The sequence below is a fragment of the Kocuria sp. GQ42 genome, assembly GCF_059758435.1.
Window position 1 is genome coordinate 44,111 of the sequence record NZ_JCAXEN010000006.1, and the last position, 19,149, is coordinate 63,259.

The 19,149-nt window shown below is 71.3% G+C and carries 19 protein-coding genes and 1 pseudogene; 6 read left to right on the forward strand and 14 right to left on the reverse strand.

Going from position 1 to position 19,149, the window contains the following annotated elements:
• Nucleotides 1–255 precede the first annotated feature (255 nt).
• The 8 genes from AC6CH6_RS12910 to AC6CH6_RS12945 form a co-directional block, all read right to left on the reverse strand.
• The gene (locus AC6CH6_RS12910; RefSeq protein WP_498255430.1) at nt 256–1,437 is read right to left on the reverse strand and encodes an SGNH/GDSL hydrolase family protein; all 1,182 of its coding nucleotides are present in this window, start codon (nt 1,435–1,437) and stop codon (nt 256–258) included.
• A 37-nt stretch (nt 1,438–1,474) separates the two neighbouring features.
• Nucleotides 1,475–2,596 (reverse strand): alcohol dehydrogenase family protein, encoded by a 1,122-nt coding sequence (locus AC6CH6_RS12915; protein ID WP_498255431.1) that lies wholly within the window; start codon nt 2,594–2,596, stop codon nt 1,475–1,477.
• Between the two features lie 75 nt (nt 2,597–2,671).
• Nucleotides 2,672–3,580, reverse strand: coding sequence for an SPFH domain-containing protein (locus AC6CH6_RS12920; RefSeq protein WP_498255432.1), 909 nt, complete (start codon nt 3,578–3,580; stop codon nt 2,672–2,674).
• 191 nt (nt 3,581–3,771) lie between these two features.
• Nucleotides 3,772–4,134 (reverse strand): DUF202 domain-containing protein, encoded by a 363-nt coding sequence (locus AC6CH6_RS12925; protein WP_498255433.1) that lies wholly within the window; start codon nt 4,132–4,134, stop codon nt 3,772–3,774.
• Between the two features lie 13 nt (nt 4,135–4,147).
• Nucleotides 4,148–4,534, reverse strand: a complete 387-nt coding sequence (locus tag AC6CH6_RS12930) for a YidH family protein (protein WP_498255434.1) — start codon at nt 4,532–4,534, stop codon at nt 4,148–4,150.
• Nucleotides 4,535–4,615: 81 nt separating this feature from the next.
• Entirely contained in the window at nt 4,616–5,833 is a 1,218-nt protein-coding gene (locus AC6CH6_RS12935) for a cytochrome P450 (RefSeq protein WP_470376655.1), read from the reverse strand.
• Nucleotides 5,834–5,859: 26 nt separating this feature from the next.
• Nucleotides 5,860–6,870, reverse strand: a complete 1,011-nt coding sequence (locus AC6CH6_RS12940) for a PDR/VanB family oxidoreductase (protein ID WP_017834045.1) — start codon at nt 6,868–6,870, stop codon at nt 5,860–5,862.
• Between the two features lie 11 nt (nt 6,871–6,881).
• A complete protein-coding gene (locus AC6CH6_RS12945; protein ID WP_498255435.1) occupies nt 6,882–7,670 on the reverse strand; it encodes a coniferyl-alcohol dehydrogenase in 789 nt (262 codons plus the stop codon).
• A 231-nt stretch (nt 7,671–7,901) separates the two neighbouring features.
• On the opposite strand from AC6CH6_RS12945, the gene AC6CH6_RS12950 reads away from it, so the two are divergent.
• Nucleotides 7,902–9,278, forward strand: a complete 1,377-nt coding sequence (locus AC6CH6_RS12950) for an aldehyde dehydrogenase family protein (protein WP_498255436.1) — start codon at nt 7,902–7,904, stop codon at nt 9,276–9,278.
• 76 nt (nt 9,279–9,354) lie between these two features.
• Here AC6CH6_RS12950 and AC6CH6_RS12955 read toward each other — a convergent pair whose 3' ends face one another.
• Nucleotides 9,355–10,734 carry an MFS transporter gene (locus AC6CH6_RS12955; protein ID WP_498255437.1) on the reverse strand — a complete coding sequence of 460 codons (1,380 nt, stop codon included), beginning with the start codon at nt 10,732–10,734 and terminating at the stop codon, nt 9,355–9,357.
• Nucleotides 10,735–10,938: 204 nt separating this feature from the next.
• Between AC6CH6_RS12955 and AC6CH6_RS12960 the strand changes: the two genes are divergently transcribed.
• The gene (locus AC6CH6_RS12960) at nt 10,939–11,925 is read left to right on the forward strand and encodes an MBL fold metallo-hydrolase (RefSeq protein ID WP_498255438.1); all 987 of its coding nucleotides are present in this window, start codon (nt 10,939–10,941) and stop codon (nt 11,923–11,925) included.
• Between the two features lie 17 nt (nt 11,926–11,942).
• Here the strand turns inward: AC6CH6_RS12960 and AC6CH6_RS12965 are convergent, their stop codons facing one another.
• Nucleotides 11,943–12,527 (reverse strand): IclR family transcriptional regulator, encoded by a 585-nt coding sequence (locus tag AC6CH6_RS12965; RefSeq protein ID WP_498255593.1) that lies wholly within the window; start codon nt 12,525–12,527, stop codon nt 11,943–11,945.
• Nucleotides 12,528–12,836, reverse strand: a pseudogene (locus AC6CH6_RS12970) (helix-turn-helix domain-containing protein); the annotation flags it as partial.
• Here AC6CH6_RS12970 and AC6CH6_RS12975 point away from each other — a divergent pair.
• Nucleotides 12,769–13,644 carry a bile acid:sodium symporter family protein gene (locus AC6CH6_RS12975; RefSeq protein ID WP_498255439.1) on the forward strand — a complete coding sequence of 292 codons (876 nt, stop codon included), beginning with the start codon at nt 12,769–12,771 and terminating at the stop codon, nt 13,642–13,644. The pseudogene AC6CH6_RS12970 and the gene AC6CH6_RS12975 sit on opposite strands and share 68 nt — an antisense overlap.
• 60 nt (nt 13,645–13,704) lie before the next feature.
• On the opposite strand, the gene AC6CH6_RS12980 is transcribed toward AC6CH6_RS12975, so the two are convergent.
• Both AC6CH6_RS12980 and AC6CH6_RS12985 read right to left on the reverse strand, forming a co-directional pair.
• Entirely contained in the window at nt 13,705–14,337 is a 633-nt protein-coding gene (locus AC6CH6_RS12980) for a dihydrofolate reductase family protein (protein WP_498255440.1), read from the reverse strand.
• Nucleotides 14,338–14,483: 146 nt separating this feature from the next.
• The gene (locus AC6CH6_RS12985) at nt 14,484–15,743 is read right to left on the reverse strand and encodes an MFS transporter (RefSeq protein WP_498255441.1); all 1,260 of its coding nucleotides are present in this window, start codon (nt 15,741–15,743) and stop codon (nt 14,484–14,486) included.
• A 165-nt stretch (nt 15,744–15,908) separates the two neighbouring features.
• Between AC6CH6_RS12985 and AC6CH6_RS12990 the strand changes: the two genes are divergently transcribed.
• From AC6CH6_RS12990 to AC6CH6_RS13000, 3 genes are all read left to right on the forward strand, one after another.
• Nucleotides 15,909–16,394, forward strand: a complete 486-nt coding sequence (locus tag AC6CH6_RS12990; RefSeq protein WP_368812123.1) for an Lrp/AsnC family transcriptional regulator — start codon at nt 15,909–15,911, stop codon at nt 16,392–16,394.
• 309 nt (nt 16,395–16,703) lie between these two features.
• A complete protein-coding gene (locus tag AC6CH6_RS12995) occupies nt 16,704–17,261 on the forward strand; it encodes an AAA family ATPase (protein WP_498255442.1) in 558 nt (185 codons plus the stop codon).
• A gap of 363 nt (nt 17,262–17,624) precedes the next feature.
• A complete protein-coding gene (locus AC6CH6_RS13000) occupies nt 17,625–17,936 on the forward strand; it encodes a hypothetical protein (protein ID WP_498255443.1) in 312 nt (103 codons plus the stop codon).
• A 33-nt stretch (nt 17,937–17,969) separates the two neighbouring features.
• Here the strand turns inward: AC6CH6_RS13000 and AC6CH6_RS13005 are convergent, their stop codons facing one another.
• Nucleotides 17,970–19,145, reverse strand: a complete 1,176-nt coding sequence (locus AC6CH6_RS13005; RefSeq protein WP_498255444.1) for a PP2C family protein-serine/threonine phosphatase — start codon at nt 19,143–19,145, stop codon at nt 17,970–17,972.
• Nucleotides 19,146–19,149: the final 4 nt, after the last annotated feature.

A 19,149-nucleotide genomic window follows, 5' to 3' on the forward strand; every position in this document is an offset into this window, starting at 1 on the left:
TGCACCCGGAGAACAGTGCTTCAGGCGCAGTCGTCATGGGCGACGATGTCGACCCCTGCGCCGCACTCCACCGCGAAGGCACATCCCGACAGCACGCACGGGCCGTGGAATCGATGAGATGACGGGCCGGTCCACGGCCCCGGATCACGCACCGGCCCCGGCGAAGTCATGGGACAGGCGGTGCCCCCAGCGTAGGACGGCCCTCCGGGCCGGCCGGCCGACCTGCCCCGGATCGTTACCCAACCACCGAAGATGTCACACCCCTTCGCCGGCCGGCAGGAAACCGTGGCCGAGGGCGAACTCGGCGAAGCGCTCGCCGATCCGCAGGTGCGTGGTCGCGTCGGGGTGGAGGGCGTCGGGCAGGGGGAGTTCCCGGGCGTCGGACTCCCCGTAGAGCTCACGTCCGTCGAGGTGGAACAGATGCGGATCGTCGTGCGCCCGCTCCTTGACGATCCGTGCCAGCTCAGCACGGATGACCGTCAGGGTGAGCTTGCCGGCGGCGACCTCGCCGGGGTCGCCGGTCGCCCGGAACCGCATCTCACCCCGGGCGAGGGCGTCCGGGTCGAAGGCGCCGGGTCCCGGGGTGTGTTCGTGGATCGGGCACAGGATCGGGGAGATCACCAGCAGCGGGGTGTGGGGGTGGCCGTCGCGGATCGTGTCGAGGAAGCCGTGCACTGCGGGTCCGAAGGCCCGCAGCCGCATCAGATCGAGGTTGACCAGGTTGATGCCGAGCTTGACGCTGATCAGCCCGGCCGGGGTGTCCCGGATGGTGCGTGCGGTGAACGGGTCGAGCAGCGCGCTGCCCCCGAAGCCGAGGTTGAGCAGGTTGAGGTCGGCCCGCCTCGCGGCGACCGCCGGCCACGTGCCGGTGGGATGCACCGCGTTCGAGCCGTGGCTGATCGAACTGCCGTGGTGCACCCACACCGGGCGCGGGTCCTGCACCGGCAGGAGGGGGGCGTCGGAGCGGATCTCGGCCAGTTCCACGGTCTCGTTGTGCGGCAGCCAGAGCTCGACCGTCTTGGGGCCCCGGGGCAGATCGTCGAAGACGACGCCGCCGATCCCGTCCTGCGTGACCTGCCGGTCGCCGGTGGTCATGTCGATGCTCACCACGGTCGCGGCCTCGAGGCCGGCCTGCCGGGTGCGCCGGCCGTCGACCAGCAGGTCGAAGACGCCGGCCGGGCGCGGTGGTGCGCCCTCGTACCGGAAGCGTGTGGCGCGCCCGCGGAGCTCGATGCGGCTCGCCTCGGTCGTGAAGAGCAGCCGCGCACCCGAGGGCTGGGACTCGGCCATGGCGAGCTGCGGGTCGCTGGCCTGGTTCCTGGCCCACGCGGGGAGGCGGTGCGGGATCACTCCGTCGTCCGTGCGCTCCAGCTCCAGGACGCCGTGGAGGAGCTCGTCGGTGACGGGTGTGGTGCAGTGTCGGTCGGGGATCGGCATGGTCCTCCCAGGGTGTGTCGGGTCCGGCAACGGTGGCTCAGGGTGCGGGATCGGGCGGGATCAGGGCGAACTTCCCGACGTGCGTCTTCTCGAGGAACTCCCATTGGGCGGCCGCGATCTGCTCGAGCGGGAACACCCTCGCCAGGAGAGGTCGGATCTCTCCGCGCTCGATGTAGGAGACGACGTCGGGGAACACCTCTTCGTCCCACGCCGTGCACCCGATCAGGGTGAGGTCCTTCAGATAGAGGGTGCGCATGTCGAGTTCGACGAGGGGGCCGCCGATGGCACCGGAGGAGACGTACGTCCCGCCCCTCCTGAGGAGGCCCAGCACTGCCGGGAAGCCGGGCCCGGCGACGTTGTCGATCACGACGTCGACGCTGTCCGCGCCCAGCACGTTCCGCGGGTCGTCCCGCCCGATGACCTCGTCGGCGCCGAGGGCGCGGACCTGGTCCCGTTTGGCGTCGCCGGCCATGGCGACGACGTGGGCGCCGCGCCGCTTGGCGAGCTGCACCACGGCCGATCCGACGCCGCCGGAGGCGCCGGTCACCAGGACCCGTGCCCCCGTGGTGATGCCGGCGCGGCGGACCATGTTCTCCGCCGTCCCGTAGGCGCACGGGATGGTTGCCAGCTCCGCGTCGCTCCAGTCGCAGTCCACCGGGAAGACCTCGTGCGCCGGGACGGCGACGAACTGCGCAAAGGCTCCGTCGACGTCGGAGCCCAGCCAGGTCGTGTCCCAGGAGGAGAAACCCTTGGTGCGCATGCAGGCGCGGATCAGCACCCGTGCCCCGAGGGCGGACTCGTCGCCCCCACGACCGACGGCCGCGATCCGCCCGCAGCAGTCCGCGCCCTGGATCAGCGGGAACGGGGTTGCCGCGTTCCAGCCCCCGTCCGGTCTCGTCGAGGCGTCTCCGACGACGTCCTCGGACACATCGTTCGTTCCCGCCGTCACCGACGACGAGTACCAACCGAGCCTGGTGTTGATCTCGGTGTTGTTCATGCCGGCCGCCAGGACGCGAACCAGCACCTCACCCTCGCCCGGCTCGGGGATGGGCACTCGGGAGAGCACGAGACGGTCGTAGCCGCCGACACCGGTGGTGACGACCGCCGTCATGGTCCCGCCGGCGACGCGTGTCCGGGGAAGGGGTGGAGTCGTGGTCATCCCTCATCTTGGGTCACGGTCAGTGCTGATGCCAACGGGCTGACGGTCGCGGTGTGCGGGCGGGCCGAGGCCGCGCTACCGGTTCGTGTTCACGAGGACGTCCGCGGCGTCCCCACCGAAGCAGTTCCAGGTGGCCGGCAGAGGCCCGTTCTCCTCGACGTTCCAGTTGTTCGTGATGGTCAGGCACTCGAGGACCAGGTTCTCCGCCGTGACGTTCTTGTTGCGTTCCCGGTCCGCCTCGGCATCGATCCTGGCCTGCTCGAGACGGGACTGGGCGCGGTCCACGTTCGCCTCGGCCTCCACGACCCGGTTCAGCGCGTCCTGGGCGGTCTGGTCGAGCGCCGCCGGCGGCAGCGCGACGGAATCCAGTTGCACCCCGTAGGGGGACAGGCGTTCGGTCAGGGCCTTCTCCACTGCCTCGCGCACCTCTTCCACCTTGCCCTCGGCGCGGGCCTCCGCCGGGGTGTAGGACGCCAGGACGGTCGCGACCGCCTCCCTGGCTGCCGGCTGGACGAGCATGCCGTCGACGTTCTCGAACTGCCGGTACCGGGACCACAGCTCCTGGGCCTGTTCTCCTGTGATGGTCCACTGCACGGTCATGTGCTGGGTGCCGGAGCCGCCGCCGGCGAAGGCTATCGGGGCGTCCATCTCCGAGCGCTGCAACTGGGTGGAGAAGGTCTCCACCTCGGCCCAGGGCGCCTTGATCTGCCATCCCGCCTGCAGCGTCCGGGAGTACTTGCCGAGGCTGGTCTCGATCCCCACTTCACGTGCGCCCACTCGGGCGAGAGTCGTCCCGGCCGTGACGAGCAGCAGGAGCACCAGGGCGCTGACGGCGGTGAGTCCGGCCGCCTTCCTCGTGGCGCTGGGGTGGACGTGCTCGCCGCTCGCGTCCTTCCGGACGGTCTCCTTCGGGGACATCATCCAGCCGACGATCGAGATCACGGTGACAAAGGCCAGGACGATGGCCGTGACGATGTAGAACATGGCTTCCTGCTCTCCACTCCTCGGAGTTCTGGCGTCCCACCGCCCTCGGCGCGGCAGTTCACTTGTGTGAACGATCCCATGCCGCGACATCGTGGAGGCCGCAGACCCCGGGTGTCGCAGCCCCGCTCTTTGGGGGACCGGGGGCGCAGGCGTCCGAGTCGTCGGCCGGTCCGCCCCGGCCCCGAGAGGGATCAGGCGAGCACGACGACGACGTGGATGCCCAGGGAACCGAGAACGACGGTGGCCGCAGCGAGGCCGAGCACCCCGTGGACGTCGGCGGCGACGCGTTCGGCGGTGATCCCGCTGGAGCTGCGGGTGTAGCGGGCCCGTTGGGTCAGGCAGATCGCCGTGCCGGTGACGACGGTGACGGCGAGGAGCGCCAGGACGAACGGCCCGTGGTGGGAGATCCAGCGCAGGCAGACGGCGGCGGCGGTGATCAGTGCCAGCACCGTGCGTCCCCAGGCCAGCGTGGTCCGTTCGGGCTGCAGACCAGGGTCGTCATGCGCCGGAGGCGGTGTCCGGGTTCCCGGAGGTCGTCGGGAGGAGGCGTTCATCGGGCGGTCTCGGTCAGGTCTGCAGGACGAACACGACCAGGGCCCCGGAGGTAATGGCTCCGCCGATGCCCAGCAGGGGGGTGATCAGCGGCAGCGGCAGTGGCGCCTTGCGCCGCAGGCTGCGTTCCACACCCACCCAGCGCCAGGCGGCGCCGCCGCTGATGAGCACCCCGAGCAGCAGCAGGACCACGGCCAGGAAGGTGCGCACCGGCTCGGGGAAGAGATCATCGGTGAAGGCTTCCACCGCGATGCCGCCGGCCAGGAACGCCAGGGAGGTGCGGATCCAGGCCAGAAAGGTGCGTTCGTTGGCCAGGGTGAACCGCGGATCCGGTTCCGTCCCACCGCCCAGCACGCGCGCCGAGAGGCGGTTGCGGTCCGGTGCGGGCATGGACTCATCCATGGATCGCCTCCCTGGCGGTCCCGGGGCACCGTGCCGCACGGGACGTGCACACCGGTGGGGTCGAGGCGGTGCTCCGGAGCATCAGTTCGTTCGGCTCAGTGGTGTCAGGCGCAGGGGCATGCGGGCGAAGCCGCGCAGCACGTTGTGGATCCACGGGCTCGGCTCGCCGGTGAGCTCGATCCGGTCCACGCGCCTGGCCAGCGCCTGCAGGACGAGCTCGATCTCGATCCGGGCGATGGGCTGCCCCACGCACTGGTGCAGGCCCATGCCGAAGGCCACGTGACCGGAGGCGCTGCGGTCGAGGTCGAAGACGTCGGCGTTCCCGCCCCACTTGCGGGGGTCCCGGTTGGCCGCGCCCATGAACAGCAGGATCTTCGAGTCCGCGGGGATCCGGACGCCTCCGATCTCGGTGTCGACCGTGGAGGTGCGGTGGAACATCTGGAACGGCGACTCGACGCGCAGCGCTTCGTCGACCGCGAACTTGGCCAGCTTCGGGTCGGCCTTGAGCTTCTCCCACTGCTCGGGGTGCCGAGCGAGGCTGTAGAGCGTGTTCCCGATGCCGAAGATCGTGGTGTCCACCCCCGCGGAGAGCAGGGCGCGCACCAGCAGGGTGGCCTGTTCAGGGGCGATGCGCCCCTCCTCGGCGACCTTCCAGATGTCGGCGCCCAGGCCGGTGATCGACAGGTTCTCACGGGCGCAGCTGTCCATGATCCACGCGGCGACCTTCTCGCCCTCGGTGAAGGCCTCGGCCCGGATCTCGTTGTCGGCGCCGAAGGCGTTGAAGGCCATCGCACCGTAGGGGAGCAGGTTTTCCCGGCCTCCCGGGCGCAGGCCCACCGCGTCGGGGAACACCTTCAGGGGGTAGGGCTCGGCGATGTCCTTGATGGCGTCGACGTCCCCCTGGGCCACCACCCGCTCGGCCAGTTCCTCCGCGAAGGGGGCGAACTGCTCCCGCAGCCGGCGCATGGTGGACGGGGAGATGACCCCGGCCAGGCCCCGGCGCATCACGGTGTGCGTGGGCGGATCGGACTCCAGGATCGAGGGCGGGCGCCACTCGGGTTCCTTGCGGATGTCCTTGGGGCCGAGGCCACCGCTGGAGCAGTAGGACTCGAAGTCGGTGAGGATCTCGTAGACCCACTCGTAGCGGGTCACGGCGTAGCAGCCGTGCTTCTCCAGCCACACCACGGGTCCGGCTTCCCGGAGCTTCTCGTGCAACGGGTAGGGATTCGAGATGTTCTCGACGGAGAAGGGATCGTCGGGCAAGGACACGGCCTCAGGCCTCGTGGCGGTGACAGTCATGGTGACTCCTGTGCTGGGTCGGTGGTTCAGAGTTCCAGGGTGAGCTTGCGGCACCCGGCCGCGGCGCGGGAGACGCAGATCATCATGGCGTCGCCCGAGTGCTTCTCCTCCTCGTTGAGGATGGCGTCCCGGTGCTCGACCTCCCCTGCCACCACGCGGGTCTCGCACGTGCCGCACACTCCCGCGCGGCAGGAGGAGAGCACACGCACTCCGTGCTCCTCCACCACGTCCAGGATGGTGCGGTCCGGGGGGACGGTGACGGTGGTGCCCGTATCGGTCAGCTCCACCTCGAAGGGCTCGGCGCTCGCCCCGGCGTCGAGGTTGGCCGCGACGAAGCGCTCCAGGTGCAGCGCACCGGGGGGCCAGCCCATGCAGTAGTCCTCGATCACGCGCAGCAACGGTTCGGGTCCGCACGCGTAGACCAGCATCTTCGCCCGGGGCAGGGCCAGCAGACCCTCGAGATCGATGCGCCCCACCTCGTCCTCCGGGTAGAGGAGGACGCGGTCCCCGTAGGCGGCCACGAGCTCGTCCGCGAAGGCCATCGAGGCCCGGCTGCGTCCGCCGTAGGCCAGGCGCCACTCGCGGCCGGCGGCTTCCGCGGCCTCGATCATCGGCAGGATCGGAGTGATGCCGATGCCGCCGGCCACGAACAGGTACTTCCGGGAGTCGACGTAGGGGAAGTTGTTGCGGGGCCCGTTGATGTGGACCGTGTCGCCCTCGGCCAGGCTCTCGTGCACGTAGGCGGAACCACCACGGGAATCGCGGGTGCGCAGCACCGACACCTGGATCCGGCTGCGGTCGGCCAGGGGCGAGCACAGGGAGTACTGGCGCATGTGGTGGGGCAGGATCAGATCGATGTGCGAGCCCGGCTCCCACTGCGGGAAGTCGGAACCGTCGGGCATGCGCAGGGTCACCCGGCGAACGCCCTCGGCCACGGTCTCGAGCCGGTCGACGAGGACTTCCTCGACCTCGTGCCGGTAGCCGTTCGTGGTCTGGTTCCCGACGGCGGGGGTGGGAACGGTGTTCACGGTGGTCATGGTCCCTCCACTCAGGCGGTCACGGACAAGGATGCGGCCACAGCGCGGTGAGCGCTCAGGCCGCCGTCGACGCACACGTCGGTGCCGTTGATCCAGGCGGCCTCCGGGCTGACGAGGAAGCCGATGGCCTGTGCGATGTCGTCCGGCTGCCCTGCGCGGCCCAGCAGGGCGACGGCGCCCTCGACCTTGTCGCGGCCGTGGTCCATCTTGAAGTCCTCGAGGATGGGGGTCTGGACGGGGCCGGGGCTGACCGAGACGACGCGCGCCCTCCCCAGGGAGGAGGCGGCGGCCTCCAGGCTCAACCAGCGGACACACTCCTTCGAGAACCGGTAGGAGTTCCCCGTGACCTCAGGATCCGCACCGGCCAGGTCCAGGGCCGTCTCCCGGTTCTCGACGGAGGTGAACGCGACGATCTGCTCGCGGCGCTCGGTCCAGCCACTGGCCACGTTGGAGGCCAGGTTGACGACCACGCCGCCCCGGACGAGCTTGGGCAGCAGAGCCCGGGTCAGATCCCGGACGCCGAAGACGTTGACGGACAGCACCAGACGCCAGGGGGCTGTGCCGGGAACGCCGGCGATGTTGAGCAGCCCGTCGATTCCCTCCGGGATCCGTCCGGCGGCCGCGGCCACACCCTCGGCCGTGGAGAGGTCCGCCTGGACGAAGGCCCCCGGGAACTCCGCGGGCGTGTTGCGGTCCACGCCGATCACCTCCGCGTCGGCATCGCGCAGGAGAGCTGCGGTGGCAGCACCGATGCCGGAGGCGGCACCGGTGACGACGAATGTCTGTCCGTCGAGGGTCATGGACGTGGTCCTTCCAGAAGAGTGGCCCCTGCACGCTCGAATGGATCCTCCGCGTGCGGTTCGGCTGGTTCGACTCCACTATGTGGCCTGGCGCACTCCCGGTTCATCTCTCCTTTTCACTGGGTGGAAGATGGCGTGGGTCCGGTCACAGGGGAGCTCGAAGCTGGGAACAGGGGAAGTCCGCCCACCGGTCGGTGGGCACTTCCGGAACATGAGCGACAAGGAGATCCGGTGCCTGCCACCTACGAAGTCATCGACCCGGCCACGCTGGACCCGGTCGGAGAAGTTCCGTTGCACCAACCAGAGGACGTCGAGCGGGCGATTGCCGCCGCGGCCGCGGTCGCCCGCCACTGGGCCGCGGACCGTGAAGCCCGCCGGACGGCGCTGCGCCAGGCCTCCGAGGCGGTGCTGGCCGAGGCCGAGGGCCTCGGCCGGATCCTGTCGCTGGAGCAGGGCAAGGTCTGGGCCGAGGCCACCCAGGAGTTCACGGTCGCGGCCGGGCTGCTGCGCCACTACGCCGACCTCGACTGGGACCTGGTCGAGACGCTGCCCGCCCGCGGCGAGCGCTCCGTCCAGGTCCAGTACGCCCCCGTCGGACTGGTGGGCGCCATCACGCCCTGGAACTTCCCGATCTCCCTGCTGGCGGTGAAGCTGGCCCCGGCGCTGGTGGCCGGGTGCACCGTGATCGCCAAGCCGTCCCCGTCCACCCCGATGTCCACCCGTGCGCTGGCCGAGGTGCTCAACCGGTTCCTGCCCGAGAACGTGCTGCAGGTCGTCACCGGCCGCGGTGTCCTCGCCAAGGCGCTGTCCGAGATGCCGGGCGTGCGGAAGATCTCGTTCACCGGGTCCACGGAGATCGGGGCTGCCATCATGGCCCAGGCCGCACCGACCGTGAAGAAGGTGACGCTGGAGCTGGGCGGCAACGATCCGGCGATCGTGCTGCCGGATGCGGACCTCGAGTTCACGGCCGCCCGGATCGCCGGCTCCGCCTTCCGCAACGCCGGCCAGGTGTGCATGGCGGTCAAGCGGGTCTACGTCCCGCGTGACCGGTCGGCGGCGCTGACGGAGGCCCTGGTGGAAGCCGTCTCCGCGCTGCGGATCGGCCACGGCGTGGCCGAGGGCACCACCATGGGGCCGATGCACACCAGCGGACAGCAGCAGCTGGTGAAGGACTACGTGGCGCGGGCCGTGGCCGAGGGCGGACGCATCGCCCACGGCGGGGAGCACGGCACAGACCTGCCGGGACACTTCCTGGAGCCGACCGTCGTCGCCGACGCTCCGCACCACACGGATCTGGTGGCGTGCGAGCAGTTCGGTGCGGCGTTGCCGGTCGTGGCCTATGACGACCTGGACGCCACCGTGGAGGAGCTCAACGCCCAGGAGTTCGGCCTGGGCGCCTCGGTCTGGTCCCCGGACCTGGAACGGGCCCACGAGGTGGCTGCCCGGCTGGAGGTCGGCACGGCCTGGATCAACCAGCACACCGTCGTGGAGCTGGACGCCCCGTTCGGAGGGTGGAAGGGCTCCGGACTGGGGCGTGAGCGCGGCCGGTGGGGGCTGGGGGAGTACCTGGAGCCCCGCACCGTCAACGCCCGCCCGCACACCGGCTGACGCCGGCGGCACGGACGGCGAAGGGGCCCCGCACCGGGAACGGTGCGGGGCCCCTTCGTCGGCCCGGACGAGCCGCTCAGGCCTCGATGCCCAGGCGGAGTCGCTGCTTCTGCTGGTTGACGAACGCCAGGGCGAGCACGCCGAAGGTCACCAGCAGGATGGCGGTGACCTGGAAGGCCAGCCGGTACCCGTCGGCCGGTGTGGGGGCTCCGCCGATCAGGAAGCCGCCGACGGCCGGGGCGAACACGCCGCCGGTGGTGAGTACGGCGTTGGCCACGTTGAGGTGCCCACCGCGCTGGGAGATCGTGGTCAGCTCGCCCACGATGAGGTAGGTGATGGCGAACATGGCCGGGGCGGTGCCGAACCCGAGGCTCATCAGCGCCACCCCGAGGACCGGCGATGAGACGAACGTGGAGGCCAGCAGGGCGGTGCCGGCACCGGCCCCGGCCAGGCCCAGGGTCCACCCGCGCGAACGGCGGCTGGGCACGCCCCGCTGATCCATCCGCTGGATCAGGATGCTCAGACCGATCGTGGCGACGACGCCCCACGCGGCAGGCAGGGCGATGAGAGAGCCGGCCTGCTGCCCGCTGAAGCCCATGACGTTCTGGAAGTACGCCGGGCCCCAGGACATGGCCAGCGTGAAGGTCCAGTAGGCGAAGAACGATGCCATGACGGCGAAGATCCAGGTCGGGTTCATGATGCTGCGGAAGAAGGGGACCTTCTCCTCGTTGACCCGGGAGGCCCCGGGGGCGGAGACGGCGATCTCGGTGCCCTCGATCTCGCGCTCGGCCGCCAGCGAGGTGTACGGCCCTTCCTTGCCGAGGATCATCCAGGCCGCGCACCACAGCACCCCGACCACGGCCAGGACGACGAACGCCGTGCGCCACCCGTGCTGGGCGATGACCCAGGCGAGCACCGGGGCGAAGGCCACGATGCCCAGTGTCACTCCGGAGGAAGCCACCGCGGCCGGGGTCGCTCCCTTCTTCGAGGGGAACCACTTGTAGACCGCGTGCATGAGCACCGGGGCGAGCGGGCCCTCACCGGCGCCCAGCGCCAGCCGGGACACCCACAGCGCCGGCAGGGTGGCGAAGACCACGACCGGCATCACCGACAGCGACCAGATCAGGCACAGCACCAGCAGGATGGTCTTCGCCCGGAACTTGTTGGCCAGCGGGGCCGCCACCAGCTGTGCCAGTCCGAAGGTGAGGAACATGGCACTGGCGACCAGTCCGAACTGTTCCGGGGTGATGTCCAGCTCCTCCATCAACGGCACCGCGGCCAGGCCCAGAACAGCCTTGTCGGCCCAGCTGAGCATCATGAGGAACAGCAGCAAGAAGGTCAGCATCCAGGCGTAGCGGGAACGCTTCCTGCTGCTCCAGTGGTGCGGGTCCTTGGGATCGATGCCCGATCCCGGCGGAACGGGCTGAGCGGATTGGGGTACGGCTGTGGTGGTCATGGCGGTGAGCTCCCGTCGTGCACTCTCGGCGAGTGCGGGCCGTGGTGAAGTGTCTCAGCGAATCTAGGAGTCTGTGAACTGGAGCACATAGGACGTTTTCCGGCCAGTGAAAATCACGCGTTCTCCCGACCGGGAGGCGCGGGCAGAGTAGGAGCACTTCACCTGCCTGCCCGTGCAGGCCGCGTCCGATCGGAAGGCCCACCCATGACTGACCGCGTTGCCCTCGACGCCCCCCTCGACCAGGCCCGCGGGCTGCACGTGGTCACGCTCGGGACCGCCGCCGGCCCCGCGATCCGCTCCGAGTGTCCTGGGATCGCGACCGCCATCGTCGTCGACGGCCGGTTCTACCTCGTGGACTTCGGTCTCGGAGTCACCCGGGCCGCCCATGCGGCCGGTCTGCGCGGGGAGAACCTGAAGGCCTGCTTCGTGACCCACCTGCACTCGGACCACGTGGCCGAGATCCCCGCCTACCTGCTGTGGAACTGGGGCCGGCCGGTGCAGGGCTTCACCGAACCGGTGCAGCTCCTGGGCCCCGGCCCGGCCGACCCCCGAGCCGGAGGGGTCGGCGTCGCGGGTCTTGTGGAGCACGTGCTGCGCGCCTACTCCTACGACATCGACGTCCGGATCGTCGACGAGGGGCGTCCGCCTCTGTACGACCTCGTGCAGGTCGAGGAGATCGGGCTGCCGGCCTCCGCGGCGGGGGCCGACGGGGAGCACACCCCCCGGATGGACCCGTTCCTGGTCTACGAGGACGAGGTCGTGCGGGTGAGCGCCATTCTCGTGGAGCACCCGCCGATCTTCCCGGCCTTCGCCTTCCGCTTCGACACCGCCTACGGATCGGTGGTGGTCTCGGGGGACACGACGGAGTGCCTCAACACGTCCACCCTGGCCGGCGGGGCGGACCTGTTGGTGCACGAAGCCGTCAACCTCGACTTCTACCGGGCACGGGATTTCGGCCCGGAGTTCCTCAACCACCAGGAGATCTCGCACACCACTCCCGCCGGGGTGGGCCGAGTCGCTGCCCGGGCCGGGGTTGCCAGGGTCGTGCTGTCCCATCTGGCCGGTGTCGCCACCGACGCGGAGTGGACCGCCGGTGTCGCAGCCGAGTACGCCGGACCCGTCAGCGTGGCACGTCCCGGTGAGGTCTACGCCGTCGTTCCCGCGGAAGCCCCCGCAGCCAGTCCCGCCTGATCCGGCGAGCGGGAAGGTCAGGCGGGGACTCCCAGCGAACGGGTGATCGCCGCGGAGGCCACCTGCAGCGCCGGAACAATGCGCTGAGAGTCCTTGATCCTCGCCAGGGTGACGATGCCCAGAGCGGCGATCACCTCGCCTTCGACGTCCCGGATCGGCACCGCGAGCCCGTGCGCGCCGAGGGAGTGCTCCCCGTCGGTCGTGGCATACCCGCGTCCCCGCACCGCGGCCATCTCCTGCTCCAGCCGAGGCATGTCCACGATGCTGCGTGAGGTCTCCCGCACGAGCGCCTGGGTGCAGGTCTCCCACAGCTCGGCGGGCCCGTAGGCCAGCAGCACTTTCCCGCCGGCGCTGGTGTGCAACGGCAGCTTGTCGCCGGGGCGGGCGATCGGGGAGCCGACATGAGTGCCCGCGATCCGATCCAGCAGCAGCGCCTCCGTCCCGTCCAGCACGAAGAGGTTGACCACCTGACGCGTGGCGAAGAGGACATCCTGCATGTAGGGAGCCGCCACCTGACGGAGCCCTCGTTGGATCGGGGCGAGCATCCCCAGCTTGGCCAGGCGAGGACCCACCGTGTACGTGCCGTCCGACTGACGGCTCACCGCCCCCCACCCCGACAGCTCCTTCAAGAGCCGGTGACAGGTGGCCACCGGAATCCCGCTGCGCCGGGAGATCTGGGACAGGCTCTGTCTGGTGTGTGTGGGATCGAAGGACCCCAGGACCTCCAGGACCCGAGAAGCAACGGAACGCCCCGGGGTGGTCGCGTTGCCGGCCATGATCTCCTCTTCCACTGGGTGGAAATCTGAAAATACTCCACTGCGGTTCCTCTTCACAATGAGCGGTATGGACCTGCAGACCGTCACCGACGCCGTGGCCGCCGTGGCGGTCCCGCTCTTCGCGGTCACCAGCATGGCCGCCGTGGGTCTGGGGCACACGGTCCGGCAGTTCCTCACACCCCTCAGGGATGCTCGTCTGGTGCTGGCGGGGCTGGCGGCCAATTTCGTGATCGCTCCGGCCGTGGCCTTCGCCGTCATCACGGTCTTCGGCATCCCGCAGGAGGCCCGCATCGGCCTGATGGTCCTGGCCTGCGCCGCGGGGGCGCCCTTCGTGCTCAAACTGTCGAAGCTCGCGCGTGCGGACATGGCCGTGTCCTCGTCGTTGCTGGCGGTCATGCTGCTGGCCACCATCGGCTACATGCCCGTCGCGCTGCCCGTGCTGCTCCCTGGAGTCGAGGTCGCTCCTGGAGCCATCGCCGCGGTGCTGCTGCTGACCATGTTCCTGCCCCTGGTCGGGGCGGTGCTGCTGCGCCAGTTCACCCCGACGGCTGCGAGCCTGGCCCAGCGGCCCGTCGGGCGGTTGAGCCTCGCCGCCATGGTCGTGATGCTGGCCAACCAGTTCCTCGCCGACCACCGCGAGCTGGCCGGGCTGGTCGGCACCGGAACCATCGCGGCGATTCTGGCGTTCATCGCCCTGAACTTCGGCCTCGGATGGATCCTGGGAGCGTGGAGGGCAGGAACCGGGGCCGTCCTGGGCATTTCGGCGTCCCAGCGCAACATGGGCGCTGCCACCGTGGTGGTGGTCGCCAACTTCGAGGACTCCCTGGCCGTGCCCACGGTGGTGCTGGCCGGCTTCCTCGCCCTGATCGTGCTCATCCCCGTGGCCCGATGGCTCGGGCGCGGCCCCGACCCGCAGATCGGCAGGGCACTCCCCGCTCACTGATCCATCGGTCCGCCCCGGGCGACACGCCGGTCATCACCACGCTGGGCCGGCCGGGGCGGTTCAGGCGCTCGTCCGGGTGAAGGTCACGTGGGTGACTCCACGGGGCGAGGAGGTGGCCTCGACCCGGTAGTCCGCCTCCAGGCCCTCGAGCCCCTCCCACAGGCCCACGCCGCGGCCCAGCAGGATCGGGACCACCACCACGTGCAGATGGTCGACGAGCCCGGCCGCCAGGAAGTCGCGGACCGTGGTGGGGCCCCCGCCGATGCGCACGTCCTGGCCGTCGGCGGCCGTGCGCGCCGTCTCGAGCGCCTCTGCGGGCGAGGCGTCGATGAAGTGGAACGCGGTGCCGCCCTCCATCTCGATCGAGGGGCGCGGGGAGTGGGTGAGGACGAAGACGGGCGTGTGGAACGGGGGGTTGGGACCCCACCAGCCCTTCCACCCGGGGTCCTCGTGCCACCCGGGAGGACCGAACTTCCCCGCCCCCATGATCTCGGCGCCGATCCCCACACCGTGCAGCTGGGCGAAGGCGTCGTCCACGCCACCGCTGCCGCCGGGATCCCACCACCGGGTGGCGATCATCCATTCGTGCAGCCTCTGTCCGGCGTGCCCGAAGGGGGCGTCCTGGCTCAGACCTGCACCGGTGCCGAAGCCGTCGAGGGAGATGGAGAAGTTGTGGACGCGGGCCCGTGACATGGCTGGTGCTCCTTCGCACTCGGCGACTCCGTCGTCCCACGATGATGACTGCTCGGCGCGCCCGAGGAAAGAGCCGCCTGCGGCCGCCGCCGGTGCTCATCGCCTGACGGCGGTCCCCCGCGTGCTGTCCCTCGTGCCCCGACCGGTCAGGCCCGCTGTCCGCGCCGCGGGCCGAGACGGGCCCGGAGCCGGACGGTTCCCGCCAGCAGCAGGCATGCGCCCGCCAGGGTGCCCGCGAACCAGTGGACGGAGGAGGGGACGCCCACCGCGCCGGCCAGGACCCCGAGGCCCAGGACCGGCACGGCACTGCCCAGATAGGTCACGACGTAGACCGCGCTGACCACCCGGGCGTTGTCGGCGGCCGGAACGGCCACGGACAGCTCGTTGAACGCCGTGCGGAACGCGACGCCCTGGGCCGCCCCGGCGAACAGGGCGGCGAGGAGCAGCAGCGGCAGGCTGGACAGCGCGCCCGCCACCCCGATCAGCGCCGTGCCCAGGGCCATCCCCACCAGCGCCCCGGGCAGGGCCTGGACGCGGGGGCGTCCCACCAGCTGCGCCGCGGCGGACCCGATGAGCACGAGGGCCGCCAGCGCCCCGATCCCGGCCGGGGAGCTCACCCCGAGCGTTCGGGCGAAGTAGCCCGGAGCCAGCGAGAGACTGAAGCCGAAGAGCGCAAAGCTGAGGAAACCGACCGCGGCCGCCTGCTGGAACCGCGTGCGGACCCCGGGCGGCAGGCGGAGACGGCGCGGCCGCAGGGCCTTGAAGGCCGCCGATCCCGGGGCCGGGGCGATGGCCGGCCGGGCGTGCAGGGTCCACAGCGGCACCAGGACGGCGATCAGCATGGTGCAGTGGACGGCGAAGGGAGTCGTCGTCGGGTGGGGCAGCTGCCCCAGGGCCCCGCCCAGGAGGGGGCCTGCCGCCACTCCGCCCGCCGACGCCAGGAGGGTGAAGCGGCCGGCCCACTCCGGGCGGTGGGGCAGGAGCTCCCGGAGCGCCGCGCTGCTGGCGCCGGTCACCATCGCGACGGCTGCGCCCTGCAGGACCCGACCGGTCACGAGACCGGCGAGACCCCCGGCGGTCGCGAAGACGATCTCACCGGCCAGTCCCACGAGGACCGACAGCACCAGGGCAGTGCGCCGCCCGATGTGGTCCGACCAGTGCCCGTAGAGGACGAGACCGGCAATGAGGGCCAGGACGTAGGAGGAGAACGCCACCGTCACCGCGAAGGGGCCGAGCCCCAGGCGCTCCTGCAGCGCGGGGTACAGCGGGGTGGCCAGGTTGGCGCCCACCAGCAGCAGTGCCGTCGTGGACATGGTCAGCACCAGGCGGGAGCGCGATCCCGCGTTCCATCCCCGGCCTGCGTCGCCGGCGCCGGAGCGCATGGTCAGCTCGTTGAACACGGTCATCGCGGGCCTTCCGGTGGGATCGGCGATTGCGGGGCTGTGCCGTGGGTGGCCGGCGCAGTGTGCTCACGCAGTCTGCCGGAGACTGAGTCCGGCACCACCGAGATGCTTGCGGAACTGATCACGCTGATCAAAAGTTGGAGGCGGACCACTGACAGGGAGACCACCGTGACCACACTGGACGCCGTCGACATCGGGCTGCTGCTGCACCTCCTGCGGTACCCCCGGGCGCAGATCGGGGAGGTGGCGGCCGCACTCGGGGTCGCCCGCAACACCGTGGTCTCGCGGATGCGCCGGCTCGAGCGCCGGGAGGTGCTGCGCTCCGGCGGTCGAGACGTCGACCTGGCCTCCGTGGGCTTCGACGTCCTGGCGTTCCTCACCCTCGAGGTCACCCACCGGGAGCTCGACGCCGTCGTCACCGCCCTGCGCGGCATCGACAACGTCCTGGAGGTGCACGAGATCTCGGGGCGCGGGGACGTCTGGTGCCGGGTGGCGGCGCGGGAGACCCGTGATCTGCACGCCGTCCTGCGTTCGATCCTGCGGATCCGGGGAGTCCTCCGCGCCGAGACGTCCCTGGCCCTCAGCGAGCAGATCCCCTACCGCGTCCAGCCCCTCCTGCGAACGCTGACGGAGGGCGATCGCACGTCAGCGTGAGGGCCGCTCCGGCGACCCCCGAAGCCCGCTGCGTCCACCCCACGATGCCCGCGCGGCGGCGGACGCTGTCCCCACGCGGGCACCGATCAGCCCACCGGTTCCCGGGACTGGTTGGATGGGGACCTCCAGGCTTCTGTCCCCGTGCCGCGCCGCGGGACGTCCGCGAAGCCTCCGACGGTCAGGAAGGCCGTGCGCCGTGTCTTGTCCAGCAGCACCGGGAGCAGTCCGATGACGGGGACCCGGGGTCGTCCCGCTGCGGTCCGGAGGGGGCGGCGGCCCGGGGCCCTGCCGGCTCGCCGAGCACGGACCGTGGTGCTGCTGGGCGTCGACGGGGCCGGGAAGACGACCACCGCCGCGGCACTGGTGGCGGCGGAGGAAGAGGCGGGGCGGGAGGCGGTCGTGCTGCGCAACCGGTCCGGTCGCCGCTGGCTGGCACGCACCTCGGCGCGGTGGGGGGTGGAGGTGCCGCTGCGGTGGGCGGACCGGTTCGAGACCGTGGTGCGCACCGCCAACGTCCTGGTCTCCCAGGTGCGTGCCGCACACCGGGACGGTCTGGTGGTGATCGATCGCCACCTGGTGTGCCAGTCGGTGCTGCGGCAGGTCCGGGGTCTGCCGCCGGGCCGGGTCCTGCCGTGGCTGGCGGTCAGGGCGCTGCGCGGGGCCGTGGTGGTGGTTCTCGACGTCCCGGCCGAGACCGCCCGTGCGCGGATCCTCGCCCGAGGGCAGGACCACGAGTCGCTGGAGTACCTGCGCGCGGCCCGGGCGGCCTATCTGGAGCTCGCCGGGGCTCTGGGCTGGACCGTCGTGGACGCCACCGGGGCGCCCGAGTCGGTTCTCGCCCGGTTCACCGGGCTCACCGGCCGGTGACGGACGGGAACCCCTGACCGGTCCTCCCGGGTCGCCCGGCGCGCTCTCGCCCTTCGCGCGCCCCATGCGTCGACATATTTCGCCGAGCGGTTCCGGTCCGTGGTCCGGGTCGCTAGTCTCAGGTCCACCTGCGGGCAGAGGCGAATCCCCACCAGCGCGCCGTCTGCGACTCCCGGACTCCTCGGCGTCCACCGGCGCGCCCGGTTCCACCCGGACCGCCGGGATCCGCGGGCCCCGCGACGGTCCAGGGCGTCCGGGAAGCGGGGCACTCCACCGGAAGCGCCACGCCCAGCATGGGCGGACACCGGCCGGGCACAGCACGACACCACCGAGCACACCACTACGACGAAGTAGGGAAGCGCGATGACCACGACGACCAGCATCCACTCCGGATCGACACCGCCCGCACCGCCCGCACCGCAGACGATCGGGACCAGCGTTCGAGGGTTCCAGGTCCTGCCCCGGGAGCAGCCCCGGCGCGGCGCCGCACCGGCCGATAGCGCCGGGCGTCCCCCCGGCAGCCGCAGTTCGGAGCGGGAACGCCCCGAGGACGACGAGGAGGTCATCACCGCGGTGCTGACCGCCGTCAGCCACCGCTCCTCCCGGGAACGCCCCGAGGACGACGAGGTGGTCCTCACCTACACGAGCGAGCCCGCCTGCCGGCACGTGGGGTGAGCCCTCGGACCGGGCACAGCGGCCGGTGGGTGCTCAGGCGGTGCGCCGGAGCGCGAGGACGGTCGTGTCGTCATCGGCGCCGGAGGTGCCGGCGTAGTCGCTGCACAGCATCACGAGCTCTTCGGCGGTGCCGGCCAGTGTGTTGAGGGCTGCGGCGGTCTCGATGGCCGCCTCGAGGTCGTCGAAGAAGTCCAGGTAGCCGTCGGAGACCACCAGCAGGGTCTGCCCGGGCAGCAGCGTGGTGGTGTGCACGTCCCAGATCCACTCGGCCACGACCCCCAGGGGCGGGCCCGAGGAGATCAGCCGGCGGTGGGCGCCGTCCGGGGACAGGATCAGCGCCAGGCCGTGGCCGGCGTCGATGTAGCTCGTCTCCCCGGTCCCGGTGTGCACCCGGGCGATGAAGGCGGTGATGAACGCCCCCGCCTCCTCCAGCAGCGGGGTCAGCGCCCCGGCCGCCCGCTTCATGGCCTCCGCAGGGGGGTTGTACTGGAACGTCCCGCGCAGCACGGCGCGCGCGGAGGCGGACATCAGGGCGGCGGGGATGCCCTTGCCCATCACGTCGGTGACCATCGCCTGCACCTCGTCGCCCAGGACCATCCAGTCGTAGAAGTCCCCGCCGATGGACCGCGCCGGCAGGCATCGGCCGGCGGCCTCGACCGCGGGGGTGACCAGCCCGGTGCGGGGCATGAGCATCTGCTGGATCTGTTCGGCCCGGTCCAGCTCCATCTGGGCCGCGAGCTCGCGCTCCACCCACCCGGCCATCTCCGCCAGGATGCGCCGCTCCCGCTCGTCCAGCTCGCGCGGGACGCTGTCGACCAGGCACAGGGACCCGACCGGCTCACCGCCGGGGGCGTGCAGCGGGTGGCCGGCGTAGAAGCGCACCGGGTCGTCCCCGCTGACGAACGAGCTGCCGGCGAAGCACTGCTCGGTCATCGCGTCGGCGACGATCAGCGGGGCGTCCCGGTCGACCGTGCGCGCACACAGCGAGTCGCTGCGGGTGGCGTGGACGAGTCCGTCCAGTCCCGCCTCGGCCTTGGTGAACTGCCGGTCGGCGTCGATGAGGTTCACGGCCGCTGCCTTCACCCCGAAGACGTCCTGGGCCAGGCGCACCACACGGTCGTAGCGCTCCTCCCGGGGGGTGTCCAGGATCTTCAAGGCGTGCAGGGCATCGACCCGGGCGGCCTCCGTGCGGGCCGTGTGCGTTTGCATGCCA

Bases quoted from the DNA above. Each gene is read 5' to 3' on its own strand.
- AC6CH6_RS12910 (WP_498255430.1), bottom strand. From the start codon at position 1,437: ATGCCGATCCCCGACCGACACTGCACCACACCCGTCACCGACGAGCTC.
- AC6CH6_RS12915 (WP_498255431.1), bottom strand. From the start codon at position 2,596: ATGACCACGACTCCACCCCTTCCCCGGACACGCGTCGCCGGCGGGACC.
- AC6CH6_RS12920 (WP_498255432.1), bottom strand. From the start codon at position 3,580: ATGTTCTACATCGTCACGGCCATCGTCCTGGCCTTTGTCACCGTGATC.
- AC6CH6_RS12925 (WP_498255433.1), bottom strand. From the start codon at position 4,134: ATGAACGCCTCCTCCCGACGACCTCCGGGAACCCGGACACCGCCTCCG.
- AC6CH6_RS12930 (WP_498255434.1), bottom strand. From the start codon at position 4,534: ATGGATGAGTCCATGCCCGCACCGGACCGCAACCGCCTCTCGGCGCGC.
- AC6CH6_RS12935 (WP_470376655.1), bottom strand. From the start codon at position 5,833: ATGACTGTCACCGCCACGAGGCCTGAGGCCGTGTCCTTGCCCGACGAT.
- AC6CH6_RS12940 (WP_017834045.1), bottom strand. From the start codon at position 6,870: ATGACCACCGTGAACACCGTTCCCACCCCCGCCGTCGGGAACCAGACC.
- AC6CH6_RS12945 (WP_498255435.1), bottom strand. From the start codon at position 7,670: ATGACCCTCGACGGACAGACATTCGTCGTCACCGGTGCCGCCTCCGGC.
- AC6CH6_RS12955 (WP_498255437.1), bottom strand. From the start codon at position 10,734: ATGACCACCACAGCCGTACCCCAATCCGCTCAGCCCGTTCCGCCGGGA.
- AC6CH6_RS12960 (WP_498255438.1), top strand. From the start codon at position 10,939: ATGACTGACCGCGTTGCCCTCGACGCCCCCCTCGACCAGGCCCGCGGG.
- AC6CH6_RS12975 (WP_498255439.1), top strand. From the start codon at position 12,769: ATGGACCTGCAGACCGTCACCGACGCCGTGGCCGCCGTGGCGGTCCCG.
- AC6CH6_RS12980 (WP_498255440.1), bottom strand. From the start codon at position 14,337: ATGTCACGGGCCCGCGTCCACAACTTCTCCATCTCCCTCGACGGCTTC.
- AC6CH6_RS12985 (WP_498255441.1), bottom strand. From the start codon at position 15,743: ATGACCGTGTTCAACGAGCTGACCATGCGCTCCGGCGCCGGCGACGCA.
- AC6CH6_RS13000 (WP_498255443.1), top strand. From the start codon at position 17,625: ATGACCACGACGACCAGCATCCACTCCGGATCGACACCGCCCGCACCG.
- AC6CH6_RS13005 (WP_498255444.1), bottom strand. From the start codon at position 19,145: ATGCAAACGCACACGGCCCGCACGGAGGCCGCCCGGGTCGATGCCCTG.